The following is a 19963-nucleotide window of genomic DNA, read 5'->3' on the forward strand; positions in this document are numbered from 1 at the left end:
TCGGTGAGGTTCGCACCCCCGAGCTACCAAGAGGCCCCGCCTTCATGTCCGCACCACCGCAAGATCACCCGACCAGGAACCTTGTTCGACCTGCACGTTCCATGATCGGTACGACAACGGCTTCTGACGCTCCCGACCGTGATGGGATGCTCCGCCCCGTCACTGGTCACGATGAGTGAGGCACCGGCCAGGTTGGCGACGGCAAAAACGATCAGATTGACCACGACCGCACCGACCGCGCCGGTGGCCAGCGCCTGCCACCAGGTGAGGCCGGCACGACGAATCGGGGCTGCGACGGGGACAGAGGTGGGAACGGCGTTGCTCGACATGGGACTTCCTCCAACGCATGAAGTGGTGCGCTGCCCTGCGGCCAGCGGCATACGAGGAAGCTTCCAACCTCAACTTCACTTGAGGTCAAGCCCTGTTCCGACCTGGATCAGCCACAGACGGCCCGCAGTCGCTAAGCCGAGCGAGAGTGTGTAGCGATCTGTCGCGCCCACCGACCCTGAGGTCGCTCTCGTCCACCTCCCGCTCATGCCGACGGTCGACGGTCACGGGAAGGGTGTTCAGACGCCCGGCCCTGGATGCTCTGATCGCCCCGCGCGTCCGTTCCGGCTGAGCTTCCTGTCCTGCCGGAGCGGTGTGCGGATGCCCACTGGCCGGAGAAGGGCTGCGCATCTCAGACCAGGCCGCTCCTCCCCCCTCCTCCCCCCGGCCGTTCCCCGGGGGGATCCCGGAAGTCTTGTGGCGTTTCGGTGTGGGCCGGTCGGTCAAGGGTGGCCGAAGGCCATCGCGAAGCGACGCGACCGCAGGGAGCGCCCTTGAGGGACCGGCCCACGGCGAAAGGACACTGGACTGCCGGGCTCCCCCCGGACCTTGTCAACGCCAGGCCCAGCGCGCAGCTCAGGCCTCTGTGACCCCGCCCACGAACGCAGCCCAGGTCCGGGGGGACACCGCCAGCTCGGGGCCGGCCGTCAGCTTGGAGTCCCGGATGTGGACGGAGTCGGTGCAGCTCGCGACCTCTACGCAGCTGTCGCCCTCGCTGCCGCTGTACGTGGACTTGTGCCAGGAGAGGGCGACCTCGACACAGCTGTCGCCGTCGCTGCTGCTGTAGCTGCTCTTGAACCACCGGAGCTGGGAGCTGTTCACAGGGATCCTCGCATTCGCATCAACAGGCCCGCGCTGTCCGCAGGGTTGAGGGCCTGGATGCGAAGTTTGGCATACCGCTGGTGGAGGTCGCTGACGTCTTTCGGGTCGGAGATGACCCGGCCTGTCTTCTGCCCCTCGCTGTATCCCAGCCACTCGTGTTCCTGGGTTTCAAGGAGTTGAAAGGAGCCGCCAGGACCCGCGTGCTCCGGACTGACCGTAGGCATGACCTGCAGATCCACATTGGGCAGCCTCCCCATCTCCAACAGGTGGTCGATCAGCTCGCGTGTCACCTCAGCCCCACCCGTCCGCCGTTCGATCACCGGCTGTTCGATGATGAAGCTGAAGGCGACGTACGGGGTCTTGAGGAGCACCGCCTGCCGGGTCAGCCGGAAGATGATGCGCGCCTCCGCCTGTTCCGGTGTCGGCAGCGGGGGGACGTCCCGGATCTGGGCCCGGGCGTAGGCCTCCGTCTGCAACAGGCCCGGAATCGACCGGCACTCGTACGTGTTGAGGGCGACCGCGTCCTCCTCCAGCTCCGCCCACCGCCTGAACCACTTCGCCAGCCCCCTCCGCCGGGTCAGCTGCTTCGCGGCGATGCGGATGACGCCGAAGGCGTCGAGCACCTCCTCCACCCGGTCCACGAACCGCTCGGACGGATGCCGCCGCCCCTGTTCCACCGACCCGATGTACTGCACGGAGTACCGGATCAGTGGGTGCAGTTGCTCCTGGGTCAGGCCGGCGCGCTTCCTGAAAGCCTTGACCGTCTCGCCGAAGTTGCGCAGGTCGGGGTCCGGCCCGGCCTCGTTGTCACCGCTGTCATCGACACTCGCCATGGAGGTCACCTCCCCGGCAACATGTTCACCGTCAGTGACCGACACTGTCCAGAGCGCGAACTCGTACAGATGAAAAGTAGCGGAGGTTCTGTAGCCAGTGATTGTTGTTGCCCCGAGCGTTGTGGGCGACATCCGCTCTATGGTGGGGCAGGGTTTCGGTGCCACACCAGTGACCGTTGTTGCACGAGATCGTTAGCCCATGCGGGGTGGCGGCTATGGACGACGTGCGACGCTGGCAGGTGCATCGGCTCGACTACGCTCAGCTCAGCGGTGAGCTCATCGCGTTGACTTCTGGTTTCGCGCCGGGCTTGGGCGCATGGGCGACGGCATTGGGCGTCCGCGACGGGCAGCGGTTCCTGCTCGGTCCGGACGGGCATCCGGACCTGCGCGTGAACGCGGTCCTGTCGTCAGCGAAGTGGCGCAACCTCAAAGAGCGCTCACAGCGGGACTACACCTACTCGGTGGGCGTGTGGTTGAACTTCCTGCTCGCACTGAATGTGAACTGGTGGGAATGCCTCGAAGAGGATGCACAGGAGTTTCTGTTCTGGCGCGTCACCGACCCCGCCAACGAAGAGCGCGTGCAGACGAACTCCTTCACCCGGGACCTGGCGGCGCTGAATAAGTTCTACGTGGGGATGAAGGGCCACGGGGTCGTCAATCCGTTCGCGGACTTCGACGCCCCGAAGGCCACACGCCAGCAGGACGTGAAGTGGCTCGATCCTGGGGGCTACCAACGCTGGCTTGACCTGGGCATCCGCGGGCTCGACCTGACCGGCCGTCCGGACGGTTGGTGGCGGGGCCGCAACGAACAGCGGGACACCGCATTCTGCGACGGCCTCTACGGTCACGGACTGCGGGTCGCGGAATGGGCGAGCGTGGCCATCCCCGAACTGCCGATATACGACCGGAAGCGGGCCTACTACACGTTGGAGCTGGCCGAGGCCTGCGCCAAGGGTGGGTACGGGCACAAGTACTGGATGCCGCGCTCGGTCCTGAAAGGGGTGCTGGCCTACCGGGAGGGCGCGCGGGCCGCCGCGGTCCGCCGCGCCCAGGTGGCAGGCCGCTACGAGCGGGTGCCCGGTCTGCGGCTGGTGCTGGCCACGCACGGCACCGAGGCGGTGACGCTGGAGGGCACCCGGGGCGGCGCCAAGCGCATGGCCTGGAACGATGTGGGCCCTCGAACGCGCCTGCGCCTGTTCTACCGCACTCCGCAGGGCCTGGAGCCGGTGGCCTTGTGGTTGAACGAGGACGGCCTGCCGCGCGACGGGCGGGGATGGGAGCACACTTTCGACGCCGCGAACGAGAGGATCAAGCTGCTGGGGCTGGAGCACTTCAGCTGCACCGCCCATATGCTCCGTCATTCGCTCGCGTTGAAGTGGTACTCGGTTGGCAAGCTGGTGCAGGCCGCCCGGTTCGGGCACATGACCGAGTCCGAGCGGGCTGACTTCCGCGAGCAGTTCGGGGATGTCTGGCACCTGGTCCAGACGATGCTCGGTCATCGGAGCGTGGACACGACGAAGAGCGTCTATCTGGAGCCCTTTTTGACGTTGGACGTCGAGGCGTTCCTGGCCCATGCGGCGGGATTCCCGGTGGCCGCGTTCATGGCCGATGTGTTCACCGGCCATCCGCGGGTGCTCACCGATCCGCTGGCAGTCGCACGGTGAGCGGGCGGGGACGGCTCGCGTCGCTGCCGGGGGCCGGCCCTCGGACAGGTCATGGCCTTCTGCCGGCTGAAGACGGCCGGGTGGTGGTGCGGTGCTTCAGCCAGGACGGGGAGGAGTGCAAGGACTATGACTTCTCCTCCCTGACCATGGCGGCCGGCCTGCGCGATGCGCTGGTGGCCGCCTTCGTCAAGCGCACGGCCCCCGGCGCCGGATTGACGTCGCTGGAGTCGATGAACAAATCCCGTCGCGCGGTGTTCTTGTTCGACCGGTACGTGTCCACGCTCTCCTGGCCGCCGACGGCGATGGCGCACGTGATGCCAGAGCACATTGACGGCATGCTGAAGCACCGCGCGCATGTGGCCCGCACCGGCGAGGAGGTGGCCGAGTTCGTCCGGGTGCTGGCCCGGGCCGAGGGGGTGGGCGACCGCCTCGCCGGTCGGATGGAAGTGCCCTTCGCGCCGCGGCCGGACATGGAACCCAAGGCGAGCTACAGCCGGGCGGAGTTCAAGCGGATCGCGGAGGCTGCCCGCAAGGACCTGCGCGTCGCTGCGGCCCGCATCCGGGCCAACCGCGAGACGCTGCGGCAGATCCGTGCCGGCGAGATCACCAGCTGCGGGGACATCAGGATGCAGGAGCGGTGGAGGCTCCTGGACTCCGTAGACCGGCTCGGCGATGTCCCCCGCAAGGTCCGGGTTTCGGGTCCTGGCAAGGAAATCTTGTCCCAGCAGCGATGGATCACTCGCCACGGCACGGTCAAGGAGATCATCTGCTGGCTGCATCTGTCGTCGGACGAGGTCGCGGCCGCGGCGGTGCTGCTGGGGGTGCTGACCGGTGAGAACCCTGAGGTGATCTTGAAGACGCCGGCCACCCACCACCGGGCCGACGGCTATAGCGGAGCAGCCGGGACGGCGATCGTGAGCCTGCGCAAGCTTCGGCGGGGCCGACGTGCCTACATGGACCTGGCGCTGACGGAGGTCCCGGACTGGATCAGCATCCCGGACCAGCCCGACGAGGTCTCGGCCAAGGACGAGTTGCACACCGCTTTCGGCCTCTACGTGCTGCTGCACGAGTTGACGGCCCGCTCACGGACGCTGGTCGGCGGTCCTCGCCTGCTGGTCGGCTATTCCCAGTCAGGTGGTTGCGGCCAGGGCCGCGGACTGCGGCCGATCCCTGCCAGCGGACCGCAGGTCGGGCGCCGTGGCAAGGCATGGGGACTGACGGCCGATGCCGCAGACGACGAGGACCAACCGGTGTCGTTGGTGGTCCGGCTGGATCTGCTGCGGCTGACCTTCATCGAACTGCACCAGCGGCCGGTCGCCCACTCCGAGCAGACCATGCGGACCTACCTGGTCCGCAACCGGGGCAACATCAAGGAGTACCGAAAGGTGGTCGCCGACACGCTGGCCTCGGAAGTGGCCCATGCGCGCGCCCGGGGCGCGGTCACGGTGATGTCGGCGGCCGACGTCGAGCGGGCCCGCACCGCCCCGGAGGCGGTCGCGGCCGAGCAGGGCTTGGACGTCCCGACCTTGACCCGCATGATCGCAGGCCGGCTGGACACCGTCGTGGCGGCCTGCAGCGACCACACCGGGGGCACCCACGGGCAGGTCGGCCAGCCCTGCCCGGCATCGTTCCTCGTATGTCTGGGATGCGAGTGCGCCCGCGCTCTGCCACGACATCTGCCGGTCCAGGTGCTGCTGCACGACCGGCTGGAGGAACGGCGCGAGCAGATGGGCGCCCTCACCTGGGCCGAGCGGTTCGCGGGCCCGCACGCCCAGCTCGCCGACATCATGAACGAGCACGGCGAAGCCGCGGTCCACGACGCACGTCACGACCTCACCGACGGAGACCAGGCTCTGGTCGGGCGGCTGTTGAACCGGGAGTTGGATCTGCGATGAGCACGCCACTGCCCCTGAACGCCTGGGGCGAAGTCCCGCCCGGAACCCACTGGCCCGGACCGCAAACCCTGGTGCTGTTCAACCGTGAGCTGAGGCCGGGCACTGACCTGGCCCGACTGTCGCGGTTCGGCGAGGAACGTTGGGACCTCAATCCGGGGATCTTCGAAGAGCACGCCAACTCCGACTGCGTGAACTTCGGGCTGGTCCCAGCCCCGTTGCGGTCGGCGGCCAAGCACTATGTCTGGCAGCTGCTGAACCATCCCCAGCCCAGATCGGTACGCCGTGCGCCCGGCGTCCGGATCGCGGTCACCACCGTCGCAGGGGTTTTCACCGGCGCCATGCAGTTCGTGTTCACCTGGTTCACGACACAGGGGGTGACGACGTTCTCGCAGGTCACACCTCAAATGCTGGATGACTACCTCGACTATCTCGAGGACGAGGAGGTCTCGCTCCACCAGCGCTACGCGTTCCTGCGTGAAATCCGTAGGCTCTGGGCCAACCGTGACCTCTTGCCCGCCGAGATGCGGCTGCCGCCGGCACCGCCCTGGGACGGCGAGGCCAGCCAGGATTTGCTGGGCCGCTCCGTCAAGGGCCGGGTGAACCTGACCCGCCGGATCGGCGAGCAGACCATGCAGCTGCTGTTGCTCTGGTCGATCCGGTTCATCGAGGACTTCGCCGAGGACATCGTGGCCGCCAATGTCGAGTACCTAGACCTGCGTAGTCGCCGGCCGGATTCCCCTCTCGTGGCGGATCGCCTACGGCAACCCGGCCTGCGGCGCCGGAGGGGAGAGTTGCGGGCGCAGGTCTCCGCACACCTCGAGGGCCTGCGGGAACGGGGCGAATCGCTGCCAGGCATCCGGGACGAAGACGGGACTCTGCAGATCCGGTGGTCCTACCTGGCTATGCAGCTGGAGACCCGCTCGGCGATCCAGCACACGCCGGTCGGAGAGATGGTGCGGGAATCTGGCCTGCCGATCTCCGAGGGTCTCGTGCTCAGTACGCCGATCACGGGCCTGCTGGACTCGAAGCCGTGGCGGCGGCAGATCACCTTCGACGAGTCGCCGGCCCTGACCCGGCTTCTGGCCACGGCTGGCTTCGTGGTCGTGGCCTACCTCTCGGGCGCCCGAATGGGAGAGGTGCTCAATCTGCGGCGCGGCTGTGTCCACCGTGACAAGGACACTGGTCTGTGGCTGATGGAAGGACTGTATTTCAAGGGCGCCAAGGACAAGGACGGCAACAAGGTCCCCGAAGGGATGATCCGCCCCGACCCGTGGGTCGTCATCGAGATCGTCGCCCGCGCCGTCGCCGTGATGGAACGGCTCCACGACAGCCCGCTGCTGTTTCCCAAGCACATCAAGCCCTACCTGATGCGGGCAGCATCCTGGAAGCGGCAGGGCGGCGCGCGCACCAGCACGCCGATCGGCGACGACCTGGCCGGGTTCACAGCCTGGGTCAACACCGAGTGCCAGGTGCTGGGCCGCACCGACCTGATCCCGGACGACGGCCGCGGACGGCTGACCGCCAGTCGGTTCCGGCGCACCTTGGCCTGGTTCATTCGCCGCAGACCACGAGGGCTGGTCGCGGCCACGGTGCAGTATGGCCATACCCATACACGAATGCTGGAAGGCTATGCGGGTTCCTACGAATCCGGATTTCCCGACGAATACGCATTCGAGGACTGGCTCTTTCGGCTCGAGGGCCTGGCCGAGGACGAGAAGGCCCTCGCGGCGGGCGAGCACGTCAGTGGTCCGGCCGCCGACGCCTACCGGTATCGGGTGAACGCGGCCACCCGCGAGTTCGCCGGCCTCGTACTGACCAGCGACCGGCAGGCCCGCGACCTGGTCGGCAACACCCTCCTGCAGATCCACCACGGTGACGGAATGACCTGTGTCCTGAACCCCGCCACCGCCGCCTGCCAGCTCCGCGGGGCGGTCGACGACCCCATGGTCACCCCCGACACGGACGATTGCCGACCCAAATGCCTGAACCTGTCCCGCACCGACCGCGACATCGAGTACGTCCGGCGACAGCGGGACGCTCTGGCCGAGATCGTCGCTGACCCCCTCGCCCCGCCCTACCGCCACGAGCGCGAGCAGCACGAACTCGCCCGCCTCAACGCCATCATCGACGCCCACGAGCAAGGACGGGACACCCGGTGACCAACTTCCCGTTCGACAACGAACCGGACCCCGTCCGCCGGGCCATCCTGGCCGCGATGAACCGGCTGTTCGCCGGCACCCCGCAACGATCCGCAGGGCGGCTGAACGTCTCCCAGCTCGCGGTTGAAGCCGACGTCAAACGCTGGCACCTGACCCACCAGCATCCTGACCTCAAAGACCTCTTCCAATGCGAAGCCGCCAAGGCCGAGGCGAAACGGGCAACCCACGTCAGAGCCGCGGATGCCTTCGATGAGCTGAAGAAGAAGCACACCAAGCTTCAGGACCGCTGCCGTGTCCTGGAAGAGCGACTCGCCATCTACGCGACCGCAGTCAGCCTTCTCACGCTGGAGAACACCGTGCTGTCTGGCCGCGACGAACAAGCCGCCAAAGTCCGAGCACTACCTCGTCGGCCCCGTATGCCATGAGGACCGCCCTGAGCGAGCGTCTGCTCACCACGCGCCTCGATGCCTCAGTACCTGCATGTGACCCGTTCATGAAATGCGGCGGGGGCGGGAAGTCTTTATCCGGACTGTGCAACGCGGACCGGGTGCCGCTTCGGCTGCGGTCAGCCCGCAAGCCTTCCAGGCCCCGAAGGGCTGCCCGAGCACTTTTCGTGCCGCAGGAAGCAGGAGGCATGATCACCGCCCGCCCCTCGCTGTGTCGCCTGGTGCCGGCTGACGCTGCGGGGGCTATGGACGAGATCGCACCAAGTGCTCGTCAGGTTGACTACGTTCCCGGTAGCGGGTCGGGCCGCACGGTCGCTCCCGTCTCGGCATCAACGAAAATGTCCGGCTCTTTTGCCCCATCGGGCATGCCGATCATCCATACCGGGCGCCACGCTCCGCTGACTCTCTGAGCGAGGAGTACGGCGCCGGTCGCGCTCTGGCCGGTACTGCGTCGGACCCGCTCCTCCGCATCGTCACGGGTGAGGACCGGGGTGGGCAGCAGGGGGTCTGGTTGGGGAACACACGTCGCGTGGAGAATTCGCCCGGCTGATGTGACTGCAATATCTAGGCGCATGGGCATCATGACCCCGTTGACGGATCTGCGATAGGTCAACCCGTACACAGTCTTATCGCCGGTACTCCCCTTGAGAGCAGCCGCATTCAGGTTACTTCCGTGCACCTCGGAGGCAAACCACCTATTAGCGAATTCCTGGCCGACAGCGGATGCTTCCTGAGCGCTGAGGGAGCCAGATTCGGCTTCGTTATTGGTAGCGCGTACCGAAGTTATCTTCTTCTCCGGCCAGATCGCGTCGACGGTTCCCATTTCGGTTTCAGCCGATACGAACCAGCCGTTCTCGCGTTTGACGGTCTGGATTCCCTTAGCCTTCGATTCGGGCCCGAAAATGTCAGCACCTACTTGCCCGATCCACTGCGCCGCATCCTGTGTCTGCGAGGCCCTTTCTATGACGTCGTGGTCAGTTTGGACGGCGTCACGGAGATCGGGGCGCCATATCATGAGGGTACCGAAGAAGACGACCCCTCCGGCGAGGGCGAGCACGCCGGCCATTTGCGCGTCACGAACCCACTGGAATCGAGTCTCACTGCCCCTAAGGGTCAGCCATAGGATACCCATGGCGACCCCTGTAGTTGCTCCAACCGAGTTCATGATGAAATCGGTGAGACTGCATGACCGGCCAGCGACCAAGTCGGTCTGTGCGACCTCGATCAGAGCACTGGACAGAATGGCGGAAATACCGGCCAGCACTGGCTTACGGAAACACAGCACAGAAAACAGGGAGGCGGGAACAAATAGGGCAAGATTTAGCCATGCCGACCGGTTAAGGCCCGTGAGGCTGAAACCGATATCACATACGTTCTTTCCTGCATCCCCCGCGAGGCCAGGAATAAGCGTCACGCACACTATTCCGGCGACCGATGCCGATAGCAGGACGTACGGAGTCGCCTGCTTCCCTTTCCTTCGGGCGATGACCCCGGCCGGGACGCATAGCAGCGAGGCCAGTATGAAGAAGGAAAGCAAGAGGCCGGGGACCGCATCTATCGATGCCTCAATCACAGGAATTTCTCCTCAAAAAACTTTACCGGGCATGACATTTAGGAGCAATGTCATGCCCGGCACGCGCGGCAGTGCAATCAGCAGAAGGTGACCGTCGGCGTGTAATAGTACCTGCCGGACGCGTGCATCATGCCGGTTGCCTTGCAGTCCGGGGCGTACTTCGCCTTGCTGATGACGCCAAACTGGGTGACAACGGTCTGTCCGACCGAGACACTCTGGTAGGCGTGCGTGCTGCCGAAGACGCCATTCAGGACATCCATCTGGAGGCGGACCGACACAGCCGCCCCGCTGGTCTTCTTGTATTCCGTCGAGGCCATAAACGAGCCCGGGTAGCCGTAGGAGGCTGCGTCAACCGCGGTGAACCCCAGCCTTCCGTTGCTGAGCTGAGTGCTCGTGCTTGCTGCGTACGCAGCAGTCCCTCCTCCGACAATCAGCGCGCCTGTCGCCAAGCCCACCATTGCTGCCTTGAACATACCGTTCTCCCCACCCTCTGTATCTATTATCTGTAGGAACGTTAATGATCTTGAGGGGTGGGGGGTAGGAGAGTACTGGCCATTCGATGGCCTGAAAAGTGCCTCGCCCGACATAAGGGTAACTTAGAGGTTTGTGATCTTTCGTGGGAGTTCTTGACAAATGTCTTCATGACCGTCCTTGGGACGCCGCAGCATTCCGAGGACCAGTTCACCTCGTCGGTTACGCCGGGGTGTCGTACCTCGGGTGGTCCGACGCTGGCTCCCGATCGAGTGGTGGATCGGGAGGGACCTAGGGCCGCGATACCGCTCCTGACGCTCCCGTTTCGTAAGGACGCGATTCGTAATCTCGCGGTACCGCATCTGGGGCTCCCGACGGGTGATCAGGTCCGGCCAGGGATACAGCTCAGACCTCGAGGAAAGGTGCGGTTGTGGTAGACGGCATGGTCCTGGTCCAGGCGTCCAGCCACTCCTTCTGCCCCCTTAGCAAGCCCATCACACGCACCACAACACTGTTGCACCTAAACCCAGAGCTTTGCCTGCCCTGAGCAGGCACTATGCGGCCGCTGAACTCAGCGAGAGATCGATGGAACTAGCGGCATAACGGTTCGCTTGCTGGGGAACACCCCACCCCACACGGGACTTTGCTCCCATGACCACACCCTCGGGCCCCGCCCGAACCCTCGCACGCACGTTCACTCAGCGTTTCAGTTCCACCCGCCGCGGCGCCCGCCTCGCCCGGCAGCTTGCCCTAGTCGAGCTCCACGACTGGGGCATCCCCGACCGCACCGGGCTCTCCGAGGACGCCGGGCTCCTCGTAGCCGAGCTAGCCGCCAACGCGGTCGGTGGCCCATGGGCGGGTCCCCGGACGGGACTTCGAGCTCCGCCTGAGCCTGCTCCCCGGGGCGCTGCGCATCGAGGTGTCCGACGCCCGCCGGGACCGCCGCCCGGCCCTCCGGCCGCACGAGTACGGAGCCGAGTCGGGCTACGGCTACGGCTACGGCCTGCGCATCGTCGAGGCCGTCGCCAGCGACTGGGGGGTCAGGGACCGGCTGGTCGGGAAGACGGTCTGGGCGGAGCTCAGGGTCCGTTGATATCGTTTTGGGGAATCGTATATACGCATGCCCTGGAGGTCATCATGTCCCGCACCGTGATCGACCTGGACGACGAGGCTCTTGCGGAGGCCGCCCGCCACCTCGGGACCACGACCAAGCGGGACACGGTCAATGCCGCCCTGCGGGAGATCGCGGATCGTCGTCGCAGAGCGGCGGCGGTGGCCCGTATGCGGGAGATGGTCGCTGACGGCGAGATCGACTTCTCCGCGATCGAGGGCAGCGAGGACGAGCAAGCGTCCGGCGAGCGGCCCAGCGCGTGAGCGAGTACTTCCTGATCGATACGAGCGCACTCGTACGCTTCTACCGTCGGCAGGCCGCCCCCGCGTGGGACGAAGTGGTCACGTCCGGAAACGTGGGCCTCTGTGAGCCGGTGCGGCAGGAGTTCCTGCGCACCGTTGGCGGCCGTCCGGCCTACTACGAGGCCGATGGGCTGCTTCGGGAGACCTTCCCGTACTTCGTAGCCCGGGACTCCGTTTGGGAGGAGACGGCGGCACTCCAGCAGAGGCTGGCCGACGAGGGCTGCCACCAGTGCGCCAGCCCTGTCGACCTGTTCGTTGCCGTGACCGCGCAGCATCAGAAGCTGACGGTTCTCCACCAGGACGCGGACTTCGAAACCATCGCGCGCATCACGGGCCAGCCGGTCCGCCGCATCGCCGGCTGACCCGCGCGGGGCTCAAAGCGCTCCCCCAGCTCGTCGCTCCCCCAGCTCCTCTCTCCCACAGCTCCTCGCTCACGCCGAGGCCTCCGGGACGAACAGGCTGACCTGGTACGTCGACGGGCCGGCGAGGCGTCCGCACAACGAGTCGATGCGCAGCCGCGACAGGTCGATGGCGATGCCGTCGACCCGCAGGCGGCGGAGGTACTCCCGCACCTCCACCTGCTCGGTAGTCGAGAAGAGCAGCTCCCAGCGGCCGCGGGTGTCCGCCGTCCGCTGGTGGGCTCGCATCCGGCTGCGTTCGCGCTTGCGTTGGCCTGGCATGCGCTCATGGTCGCCGTGGGCGGCCCCCCGAGGCCAGCAGGTTTCGAGGGGCCGGTGCCTGGCCGGTGCCGGGCCCGGGGCCGGGCGGGTGCTACCTCACCCCGGCTACAGGTACTGCCCGAACCCGTCCAGGATCCGCAGGATCTCCGCCTCGCCCTCCGAGGGGAGCTGGAGGACGACCTCCTCGATGCCCAGGTCGGCGTAGTGGGCCATCTTGCCGGGGGTCGGCTGGACGGCGTACGGGACCACCTGGAGGGACTTGGGGTCGCGGCCCGCGGCCTCCCAGACCTGGCGCAGGGCGGGGAGGGACTCCGTGAGGCCGCCGCCGCCGATCGGGAGCCAGCCGTCGCTGTGGTCGGCGATGGCTGCGAACAGCTTCGGGCCGGCCTGGCCGCCGATCAGGGTGCGCGGGCCGTACAGGGGGACGCCCGGGGCGAGTTCGCGCGGGGTCTGCACCGGCTTGGGGTGCGCCGAGCTGGCCTGTACGGAGGAGAACTGGCCCACGTACGCCGTGGGGTTCGGGGACCACAGGGTCCGCATCAGGGCCATGCGGTCGCGGACCAGTTCCCGGCGGGTGCGCCACTCGACTCCGTGGTCGGCGGCCTCCTCGACGTTCCAGCCGTAGCCGATGCCGAGGGTGACGCGGCCGCCGGACAGGTGGTCCAGCGTGGCGACCTGCTTCGCGAGGTCGATGGGGTCGTGCTGGGCGACGAGGGTGATGCCGGTGCCGAGGTGGAGTCGCTCGGTGACGGCGGAGGCCTGGCCGAGGGCGACGAAGGGGTCCAGGGTGCGGCCGTACATCTCCGGGAGTTCGCCGCCCATGGGGGCCGGGGTGACGCGGCTGACCGGGATGTGGGTGTGCTCGGGGAGGTAGAGGCCGGAGAACCCGCGTTCCTCCAGGGCGCGGGCGAGGGGTACGGGAGCGATGGTGCGGTCGGTGAGGAAGACGGTCGTGGCGATCCGCATGTGCGCTGACACCTCCGTGGTGTGGGGAGGGCCAAAGTACGGCTTCGCGCGTGCGGAGGGCAGGGGCGTGCGTCGGCCATGGCTGGGGGCGGGAGGCGGAGTCGGCCCGGGGCCGGTGCGGTTTCCCCGGTGTCAGCCCCAGCCGCTACGGCTCACCCCCGCGGGTACCGCGTCAGCCAAGCGGTGGAGGTCGCGGCGGGGCCGTGGAGGGCGGGGCCCTGGGTCATCTCCAGGGCGAAGTCGTCGGCGAGTTCCAGGACCGTGGCGCGGCCTTCGAGGCCGGCGAGCCAGGCTGCCGGGAGGGCCGTTTCGCCGTGCTGGGCGCCGAGCAGGGAGCCGCACAGGGCGCCGGTGGCCGCGGAGTCGCCGCCGTGGTTCACGGCGAGGCGCAGGCCGTGCGCCACGTTCTCGGCGACGAGGGCGCAGTACACGGCGATGGCGAGGACCTCCTCGGCGTAGCGGCCGTAGCCGGGGGACAGGCCCTCGACCGTCTGCGGCGACGGGACGCCCGTGGTGACGGCGCCGAGCGCGCGCTGCAGGGCGTCCGTGACGGGCTGGTGGCCGGGGCGGACGCCGAGCAGGCCCAGGGCGCGCTGGACGGCGGAGTCGAGGGACTCGCCGCGGGTCAGGCCGTGGACGATGACGGCGTGGGCGCCGGCGGACAGGTACGCGGTGGGGTGGCCGTGGCTCGTCGCGGCGCACTCGACGGCGAGTTGGAGGACAAGCGCCGGCTCCCAGCCGACCAGCAGCCCGAAAGGTGCGGAACGGGTGGCCGCGCCAGGGTCCACGGCGGTCGGGTTCTTCGGCTGGGCGAGCGTGCCGAGGACTCCGTCGGCGAAACCGGTCAGGCAGGAGCGGTCGGGGGAGCGCTGGGCGTAAAGCCACTCCTCCTGCGCGAGCCAGCCGTTGTCCTCGCGGCGTTCGTCGGGGCCCCATTCGTGCTGGGTGAGGGACCAGCGGAGGTATGCGCGATGCACGTCGGTCGGCGGGTGCCAGGCGCCGGTGTCCCGGCGTACGTGGGCCCGTATCAGGCCGTCCACGGTGAAGAGGCCGAGCTGGGTGGCAGCGGTGACCTCGGCGCGGGGGGCCGGCTCGGTCAGGCCGGCCGGGCCGTGGGCGGCGAGGAGCTCGGGGAGGGAGAGGGCGGCGACGGGTGCGCCGAGGGCGTCGCCGATGGCCGAGCCGAGGAGGGTTCCTCTGACGCGGCTACGGAAGTCCTGCTGCTCGGTGCGGCCCCAGAGGCCGGTGGTGACGGCGGCCCGGCCGCCGATGGTGGCACCGGCGGCAGGGCCCGTGGCGGGGCCGAGGCTGGTGGCTCCGCTGGTGGCTCCGCCGGTGGGTGCGGGGGCTGCCTGGAGGGGCTGGGCTGCCCCGGGCCTGCTCTGCTGCTCCCCGGACGTTTCCGTCGCCGTGTCCATTTCGATCCCCCCGGACTGCCCGCGCGTGCTCTGGCGGGCACTGTAGTGGACAGTGCCGATCGGGTCCGGAAGTAGTCGGTCATGCGGGCCGTATGGGGGCGCGGAACGGCTGGATTCCGCCGGTGGGTGGCGGCTGCGGGTGTGCCGCTGCGCGGGGCGGAGTCCCCTACCCTCCCCCAGACTCCGTCTGGGGGGACCCCCGGTTCCTCCGTTCCCAGGGCTCGGCCCTGACCCGGTCCTCAAACGCCGGACGGGCTGAAAGCGGGGTCCCGGGCTGCGCCCGGACCCCTCTGGGGCTCCGCGCCCGGACCCCGGTCCTCAAACGCCGGACGGCTGAAGAGGCGCCGGACGGGCTCGGTGATGCATATCCAGCCTCGCCGGCGTTTGAGGCGCGGGGTCTGGGGCGGAGCCCCAGGAGTTCGGGCGCAGCCCGGGTCCCCGTTCAACCGCCGGCCAGGCGGGTGGCACGTTTTGACATCCGCCTTGCACCCGGTCGGTTTCGGCCATGCCGTGTTCACGTGGCGTTATTGGGAGGCCAAGAGTCTCGGGGCATGAAGAAGGCACTGCTCGCCGCGACCGTCGTCGCCTCCACGTTCACCGTCGCCATCGTCGCGGCCCCCGTCGCCTCCGCCTCCGCCTCCGGGTGGGACCTCCCCTGGGGCGGCCGGCACCACGGCAGCTCCGCCATCCCCTTCACCGAGGCCACCGTCACCGCCGGTGCCGACGGCGCGTACACCCTGAAGTGGAACGCCAAGGGCACCAAGCGCGTGGAGATCAAGGCGAACGGCAAGGTCGTCGCCAAGGGCGGCGCCCAGGGCGAGGCCGTGGTCAGCGGGCTGCCCGCCGCCGACCGGCAGTGGTTCGACTTCGAGCCCGAGCGCGGCCAGGGCCTGCGCCTGGCCGACCGGCTGATCAAGCTGGACGGCACCACCAACTTCCGTGACGCGGGCGGCTACCGCACCACGAACGGCCAGTGGGTCAAGATGGGCGAGATCTACCGCTCCGACGCCCTCAACAAGCTCACCGAGAACGACCTCGCCAAGCTCCAGCGCCTGCGCGTCAAGACGATCTTCGACCTCCGCATGGAGAGCGAGCGCACCAAGGACGTGGACAAGGTCCCGGCCGGCGCCAACTACATCGTCGCCGACGTCTTTGCGGGCTCCGGGTCCTTCGAGACCCTGCCCAAGACCCCCGACGAGGCCGTCAAGGCCATGATCGACGCCGAGAAGGCCATGGTCAGCGGGGAGGGCGGCAAGAAGGCCTACACGCAGGTCTTCGAGGGCATCGAGCGCGACCGCAACCGCTCCGTCCTGTTCCACTGCACCGCGGGCAAGGACCGTACGGGCTGGGCGAACGCCTCCCTGCTGACCGCCCTCGGCGTGCCGAGCGAGACCGTGATGGCCGACTACCTGGCCAGCAACGACTACCGCAAGGCCGCCAACGACGCGATCCTCTCGCACCTGCCGGCCTCGCACGCCGCCGTCTACAAGCCGCTGCTCGACGTGCGGCCCGAGTACCTGAACGCCGGGTACGACGAGGTCACCGCCAAGTTCGGCACCTTCGACACCTACCTCAAGGATGGCCTCGGCATCGACGGCCGCGAGCTGAAGCAGCTCAAGAAGGACCTCCTGGTGGGCTGATCAGCCCCCTCGACGTGCGGGCCCTGCCGGGCTGTCCCCCTGGCAGGGCCCGCACGCGTTCGCGGGGCCGGTCAGCCGTCGCGGCCGGTCAGTCCAGGACCGGCAGCAGTTCCGGCAGGTGGCCGTCCGAGGCGCGGGCCGCGGCCTGGCGCTCCTCCGGGACCTCGCCGTAGAGGGTCGTACGGGCCTTCGCGGGCCGGCCGGCCGCCTCGGCGACGGCGATCAGGTCCTGGACGGACTTGTACGAGCCGTAACTCGAACCCGCCATCCGGGAGATGGTCTCCTCCATGAGCGTTCCGCCGAGGTCGTTGGCGCCCGAGCGCAGCATCTCGGCCGCGCCCTCCGAGCCCAGCTTCACCCAACTGGTCTGGATGTTGGTGATGTGCGGGTGGAGCAGGATCCGGGCCATGGCCGTGACCGCGCGGTTGTCCCGCACCGTCGGGCCGGGGCGGGAGATGCCCGCCAGGTAGACCGGGGCGTTGGTGTGGATGAAGGGCAGCGTCACGAACTCCGTGAAGCCCTCCACGCCCTTCGCGTGCGCGTCCTGCTGCATGCGGGCCAGCGTGCGGAAGTGGCCCAGCCAGTGCCGCGGCTGGTCCACGTGGCCGTACATCATCGTGGAGGAGGAGCGGATGCCCAGTTCGTGGGCGGTGGAGACCACGTCGATCCAGTCCGCCGTCGGCAGCTTGCCCTTGGTGAGGACCCAGCGCACCTCGTCGTCCAGGATCTCCGCCGCGGTGCCGGGGATGGAGTCGAGGCCGGCCTCCTTGGCCGCCGTCAGCCAGTCCCGTACCGACATCCCCGTGCGCGTCGCCCCGTTGACGACCTCCATCGGGGAGAAGGCGTGCACGTGCATGCCCGGCACGCGCTCCTTCACCGCCCGCGCGATGTCGAAGTAGGCCGTCCCGGGCAGGTCCGGGTGGATGCCGCCCTGCATGCACACCTCGACCGCGCCCACGTCCCAGGCCTGGGCGGCCCGGTCGGCGACCTGGTCGAGCGAGAGGGTGTAGGCGTCCGCGTCCGTACGGCGCTGCGCGAAGGCGCAGAAGCGGCAGCCGGTGTAACAGACGTTGGTGAAGTTGATGTTGCGGGTCACGATGTACGTGACGTCCTCGCCCACCACCGACTTGCGCAGGTCGTCCGCGATCCGGCAGAGGGCGTCCAGCGCCGGGCCGTCCGCGTGGAGCAGGGCGAGCGCCTGCTCGTCGGTGAGCTTCGTCGGGTCGTCGGCGGCCTGCGCGAGCGCGCCCCGTACGTCGGTGTCGATGCGCTCGGGATCGGGGACCATGCCGGGGGCCGCGGCCTCGCGCAGGGCCTCCCAGTCGCCGTAGACCTCGTCGAAGTCGTCGCGGCGGTCGCCGGTACGGCCCTGCGTGTCGATGGTGGTGTGCAGGTCGGTGCGGCCGTAGGCGGCGAAGCCCTCGTCCGGCTCCTGCCACGGCCGGCCCACGACCTTCGCGGACTCGTCCGCGAGCCCGCTCTCCGCGTCGGCCAGCGCCCGTACGTGGGGCAGCAGGCGCGGGTCCAGCCAGGGTTCGCCGCGCTGGAGGAACTCCGGGTAGATGGTGAGGCGTTCGCGGAGCGCGAAGCCGGCGGCGGCGGTGCGCTCGGCCAGCTCCTCGATGTGCGGCCAGGGGCGCTCGGGGTTCACGTGGTCGGGGGTGAGCGGGGAGACCCCGCCCCAGTCGTCGATGCCGGCGCCGATGAGCAGCGCGTACTCGGAGTCCACCAGGTTCGGCGGGGCCTGGATGCGGGCGCTCGGGCCGAGGATGTGGCGGGCCACGGCGATGGCCGCCGCGAGCTCCTCCAGCTCCGCGTCGGGCATGCCGCGCATGGCGGTGTCGGGCTTGGCGCGGAAGTTCTGGACGATGACTTCCTGGATGCCGTGGTAGCTGCGCTGGATCCGGCGCAGCTCGAAGAAGGCGTCCGCGCGCTCCTCGTAGGACTCGCCGATGCCGATCAGCACCCCGGTGGTGAAGGGGACGTTGGAGCGGCCCGCGTCCTCGAGTACGCGCAGCCGGACGGCCGGGTCCTTGTCGGGGGAGCCGTGGTGGGGGCCGCCGGGCTCGGACCACAGCCGGGTGGCGGTGGTCTCCAGCATCATGCCCATCGAGGGGGCCACCGGCTTGAGGCGCTGGAGGTCCGACCAGGACAGCACCCCGGGGTTGAGGTGGGGGAGGAGGCCGGTCTCCTCCAGGACGCGGATGGCCATGGCGCGCACGTAGGCGAGGGTGTCGTCGTAGCCGTGCGCGTCGAGCCACTCGCGGGCCTCGGGCCAGCGGTCCTCGGGCCGGTCGCCGAGCGTGAACAGGGCTTCCTTGCAGCCCATGGCCGCGCCCCGGCGGGCGATGTCGAGGACCTCGTCGGGGGACAGGTACATCCCGTGGCCCTCGCGGCGGAGCTTGCCGGGGACCGTGACGAAGGTGCAGTAGTGGCACTTGTCGCGGCACAGCCGGGTGAGCGGGATGAAGACCTTGCGCGAGTACGTGATGACGCCGGGCCGGCCGGCGGCTTCGAGTCCGGAGTCCCGCACCCGGGCGGCGGAGGCGGCGAGGTCCTTCAGGGCCTCGCCGCGCGCCTGCAGGAGCACGGCCGCCTCGGTCGCGTCGAGCGCGACGCCGTCGCGGGCACGGCGAAGCGCGCGGCGCATCGAGTTCTCGGTCGGGGCGTCACTCGGAGTGGTCATGGCCCGAGCATACGATCCGCTCGCGCGGGCACGGAGGGGCTCATCGCATCAGCTCCCCGGCGTTGACCAGCAGAGACTGGCCGGTTATCGCCCGTGCCCGGTCGGACGCGAGGAAGGCGGCGGCGTCGGCGACGTCCCCGTCGGTGGCCAGGTCGGGCAGCGCCATGCGGTCGGTGAGGCGGGCGTGGACCTCGGCCTCCGGGACGCCCTCGGTGTGTGCGGTGAAGGTGACGAAGGCCTGCACCGGGGGGCCCCACATCCAGCCGGGGAGCACGGTGTTCACGCGGATGCGGTGCGGGCCGAGCTCGCGGGCCATGGAGTACATGGCGGAGGTCAGCGCGCCCTTGGAGGCGGCGTAGGCGGCCTGCTGCACCTCGTTGGGGGAGGCGATGGCGGACTGGGTGCCGATGATGACGACGCTGCCGCCGGTTCGCTTCAGCGCGGGCAGGCAGGCGCGGGTCATGCGCAGGGTGCCGAGCAGGTTCACGTCGAGGATCTGCTGCCAGGTGCCGAAGTCGGCGTCTTCGAGGCCCCCGAAGTAGGAGTCCCAGGCGGCGACGTGGACGACGGCGTCGACCCCGCCGAAGCGTTCCTGGGCGAGGGCGGCGAGGGCCTCGCACTGGCGCTCGTCGGAGATGTCGGTCGGCAGGTACGCGGTGTGCGTGCCGTCGGGGTCGATCTCGGCGGCGGCCTTGGCGAGGTTGGCCTCGGTCCGCGCCCCGAGCACGGCGTTGCCGCCGTCGCGGACCACGGTGGCGGCCACCTGGTGACCGAGGCCGGCGCCTACGCCGGAGACGATGACGGTCTTGCCTTGCAGCAGCAGCGACATGGTGCGGGCCTCCTGGACGCCGGTCTGTTTCTGACGGTGCGTCAGGCTACGGTGCGGGGCGCGGGGAGGGAAGGGGTGGGGGCCGGTCCCCGGGCCCCTGCGCCTCAATCGCCGGCGGGGCGGGGGTGGGGTGGCGTGGGC

The 19963-nt window shown here is 69.0% G+C and carries 17 protein-coding genes and 1 pseudogene; 8 read left to right on the plus strand and 10 right to left on the minus strand.

The window, feature by feature from the left end; translation table 11 throughout:
- Positions 1-23: 23 nt before the first annotated feature.
- The 3 genes from AC061S_RS42215 to AC061S_RS42225 all read right to left on the minus strand — a co-directional run bounded on the left by AC061S_RS42215 (position 24) and on the right by AC061S_RS42225 (position 1982).
- On the minus strand, positions 24-329 hold the full coding sequence (locus AC061S_RS42215; RefSeq protein ID WP_478691181.1) for a hypothetical protein: 306 nt from the start codon (positions 327-329) through the stop codon (positions 24-26).
- Between the two features lie 574 nt (positions 330-903).
- On the minus strand, positions 904-1149 hold the full coding sequence (locus tag AC061S_RS42220; RefSeq protein ID WP_478691182.1) for a DUF397 domain-containing protein: 246 nt from the start codon (positions 1147-1149) through the stop codon (positions 904-906).
- On the minus strand, positions 1146-1982 hold the full coding sequence (locus AC061S_RS42225; RefSeq protein ID WP_478691197.1) for a helix-turn-helix domain-containing protein: 837 nt from the start codon (positions 1980-1982) through the stop codon (positions 1146-1148). The genes AC061S_RS42220 and AC061S_RS42225 overlap by 4 nt, the downstream gene beginning before the upstream one ends.
- A gap of 215 nt (positions 1983-2197) precedes the next feature.
- Between AC061S_RS42225 and AC061S_RS42230 the strand changes: the two genes are divergently transcribed.
- The 4 genes from AC061S_RS42230 to AC061S_RS42245 all read left to right on the plus strand — a co-directional run bounded on the left by AC061S_RS42230 (position 2198) and on the right by AC061S_RS42245 (position 8125).
- The gene (locus AC061S_RS42230) at positions 2198-3646 is read left to right on the plus strand and encodes a hypothetical protein (RefSeq protein ID WP_478691183.1); all 1449 of its coding nucleotides are present in this window, start codon (positions 2198-2200) and stop codon (positions 3644-3646) included.
- An 80-nt stretch (positions 3647-3726) separates the two neighbouring features.
- Complete coding sequence (locus tag AC061S_RS42235) at positions 3727-5541, plus strand: hypothetical protein (RefSeq protein WP_478691184.1); 1815 nt, start codon at positions 3727-3729, stop codon at positions 5539-5541.
- The gene (locus AC061S_RS42240; protein ID WP_478691185.1) at positions 5538-7700 is read left to right on the plus strand and encodes a hypothetical protein; all 2163 of its coding nucleotides are present in this window, start codon (positions 5538-5540) and stop codon (positions 7698-7700) included. Before AC061S_RS42235 ends, AC061S_RS42240 begins: the two co-directional genes overlap by 4 nt.
- Positions 7697-8125: a hypothetical protein gene (locus AC061S_RS42245; protein ID WP_478691186.1), complete on the plus strand. Its 429-nt coding sequence runs from the start codon at positions 7697-7699 to the stop codon at positions 8123-8125. The genes AC061S_RS42240 and AC061S_RS42245 overlap by 4 nt, the downstream gene beginning before the upstream one ends.
- A gap of 301 nt (positions 8126-8426) precedes the next feature.
- Here the strand turns inward: AC061S_RS42245 and AC061S_RS42250 are convergent, their stop codons facing one another.
- Together AC061S_RS42250 and AC061S_RS42255 are read right to left on the minus strand one after the other, a co-directional pair.
- On the minus strand, positions 8427-9719 hold the full coding sequence (locus AC061S_RS42250; protein ID WP_478691187.1) for a VanZ family protein: 1293 nt from the start codon (positions 9717-9719) through the stop codon (positions 8427-8429).
- A 77-nt stretch (positions 9720-9796) separates the two neighbouring features.
- Positions 9797-10192, minus strand: a complete 396-nt coding sequence (locus tag AC061S_RS42255) for a hypothetical protein (RefSeq protein ID WP_478691188.1) — start codon at positions 10190-10192, stop codon at positions 9797-9799.
- Between the two features lie 649 nt (positions 10193-10841).
- On the opposite strand from AC061S_RS42255, the pseudogene AC061S_RS42260 reads away from it, so the two are divergent.
- The 3 genes and pseudogenes from AC061S_RS42260 (at position 10842) to AC061S_RS42270 (ending at position 11965) form a co-directional block, all read left to right on the plus strand.
- Positions 10842-11283 (plus strand): annotated as a pseudogene (locus tag AC061S_RS42260) (ATP-binding protein).
- Between the two features lie 44 nt (positions 11284-11327).
- Positions 11328-11564, plus strand: coding sequence for a type II toxin-antitoxin system VapB family antitoxin (locus AC061S_RS42265; protein ID WP_478691189.1), 237 nt, complete (start codon positions 11328-11330; stop codon positions 11562-11564).
- Positions 11561-11965 carry a PIN domain-containing protein gene (locus AC061S_RS42270; RefSeq protein WP_478691190.1) on the plus strand — a complete coding sequence of 135 codons (405 nt, stop codon included), beginning with the start codon at positions 11561-11563 and terminating at the stop codon, positions 11963-11965. Before AC061S_RS42265 ends, AC061S_RS42270 begins: the two co-directional genes overlap by 4 nt.
- Positions 11966-12034: 69 nt before the next feature.
- On the opposite strand, the gene AC061S_RS42275 is transcribed toward AC061S_RS42270, so the two are convergent.
- The 3 genes from AC061S_RS42275 to AC061S_RS42285 form a co-directional block, all read right to left on the minus strand.
- The gene (locus tag AC061S_RS42275) at positions 12035-12283 is read right to left on the minus strand and encodes a hypothetical protein (RefSeq protein WP_478691191.1); all 249 of its coding nucleotides are present in this window, start codon (positions 12281-12283) and stop codon (positions 12035-12037) included.
- 105 nt (positions 12284-12388) lie between these two features.
- Positions 12389-13249 (minus strand): TIGR03619 family F420-dependent LLM class oxidoreductase, encoded by an 861-nt coding sequence (locus AC061S_RS42280; protein ID WP_478691192.1) that lies wholly within the window; start codon positions 13247-13249, stop codon positions 12389-12391.
- A gap of 152 nt (positions 13250-13401) precedes the next feature.
- Entirely contained in the window at positions 13402-14667 is a 1266-nt protein-coding gene (locus AC061S_RS42285; protein ID WP_478691193.1) for an ADP-ribosylglycohydrolase family protein, read from the minus strand.
- A gap of 551 nt (positions 14668-15218) precedes the next feature.
- On the opposite strand from AC061S_RS42285, the gene AC061S_RS42290 reads away from it, so the two are divergent.
- Positions 15219-16307 (plus strand): tyrosine-protein phosphatase, encoded by a 1089-nt coding sequence (locus AC061S_RS42290; protein WP_478691194.1) that lies wholly within the window; start codon positions 15219-15221, stop codon positions 16305-16307.
- A gap of 88 nt (positions 16308-16395) precedes the next feature.
- On the opposite strand, the gene AC061S_RS42295 is transcribed toward AC061S_RS42290, so the two are convergent.
- Together AC061S_RS42295 and AC061S_RS42300 are read right to left on the minus strand one after the other, a co-directional pair.
- On the minus strand, positions 16396-18993 hold the full coding sequence (locus AC061S_RS42295) for a bifunctional FO biosynthesis protein CofGH (RefSeq protein ID WP_478691195.1): 2598 nt from the start codon (positions 18991-18993) through the stop codon (positions 16396-16398).
- A 40-nt stretch (positions 18994-19033) separates the two neighbouring features.
- Positions 19034-19822, minus strand: a complete 789-nt coding sequence (locus AC061S_RS42300) for an SDR family oxidoreductase (protein WP_478691196.1) — start codon at positions 19820-19822, stop codon at positions 19034-19036.
- Positions 19823-19963 lie beyond the last annotated feature (141 nt).

This window comes from Streptomyces sp. CA189 (assembly GCF_056428985.1).

Excerpts from the sequence above, each read along its gene's own strand:
- AC061S_RS42275 (WP_478691191.1), bottom strand. The coding sequence starts at position 12,283 with ATGCCAGGCCAACGCAAGCGCGAACGCAGCCGGATGCGAGCCCACCAG.
- AC061S_RS42295 (WP_478691195.1), bottom strand. The coding sequence starts at position 18,993 with ATGACCACTCCGAGTGACGCCCCGACCGAGAACTCGATGCGCCGCGCG.
- AC061S_RS42265 (WP_478691189.1), top strand. The coding sequence starts at position 11,328 with ATGTCCCGCACCGTGATCGACCTGGACGACGAGGCTCTTGCGGAGGCC.
- AC061S_RS42290 (WP_478691194.1), top strand. The coding sequence starts at position 15,219 with ATGAAGAAGGCACTGCTCGCCGCGACCGTCGTCGCCTCCACGTTCACC.
- AC061S_RS42285 (WP_478691193.1), bottom strand. The coding sequence starts at position 14,667 with ATGGACACGGCGACGGAAACGTCCGGGGAGCAGCAGAGCAGGCCCGGG.
- AC061S_RS42240 (WP_478691185.1), top strand. The coding sequence starts at position 5,538 with ATGAGCACGCCACTGCCCCTGAACGCCTGGGGCGAAGTCCCGCCCGGA.
- AC061S_RS42230 (WP_478691183.1), top strand. The coding sequence starts at position 2,198 with ATGGACGACGTGCGACGCTGGCAGGTGCATCGGCTCGACTACGCTCAG.
- AC061S_RS42215 (WP_478691181.1), bottom strand. The coding sequence starts at position 329 with ATGTCGAGCAACGCCGTTCCCACCTCTGTCCCCGTCGCAGCCCCGATT.
- AC061S_RS42225 (WP_478691197.1), bottom strand. The coding sequence starts at position 1,982 with ATGGCGAGTGTCGATGACAGCGGTGACAACGAGGCCGGGCCGGACCCC.
- AC061S_RS42280 (WP_478691192.1), bottom strand. The coding sequence starts at position 13,249 with ATGCGGATCGCCACGACCGTCTTCCTCACCGACCGCACCATCGCTCCC.
- AC061S_RS42300 (WP_478691196.1), bottom strand. The coding sequence starts at position 19,822 with ATGTCGCTGCTGCTGCAAGGCAAGACCGTCATCGTCTCCGGCGTAGGC.
- AC061S_RS42255 (WP_478691188.1), bottom strand. The coding sequence starts at position 10,192 with ATGTTCAAGGCAGCAATGGTGGGCTTGGCGACAGGCGCGCTGATTGTC.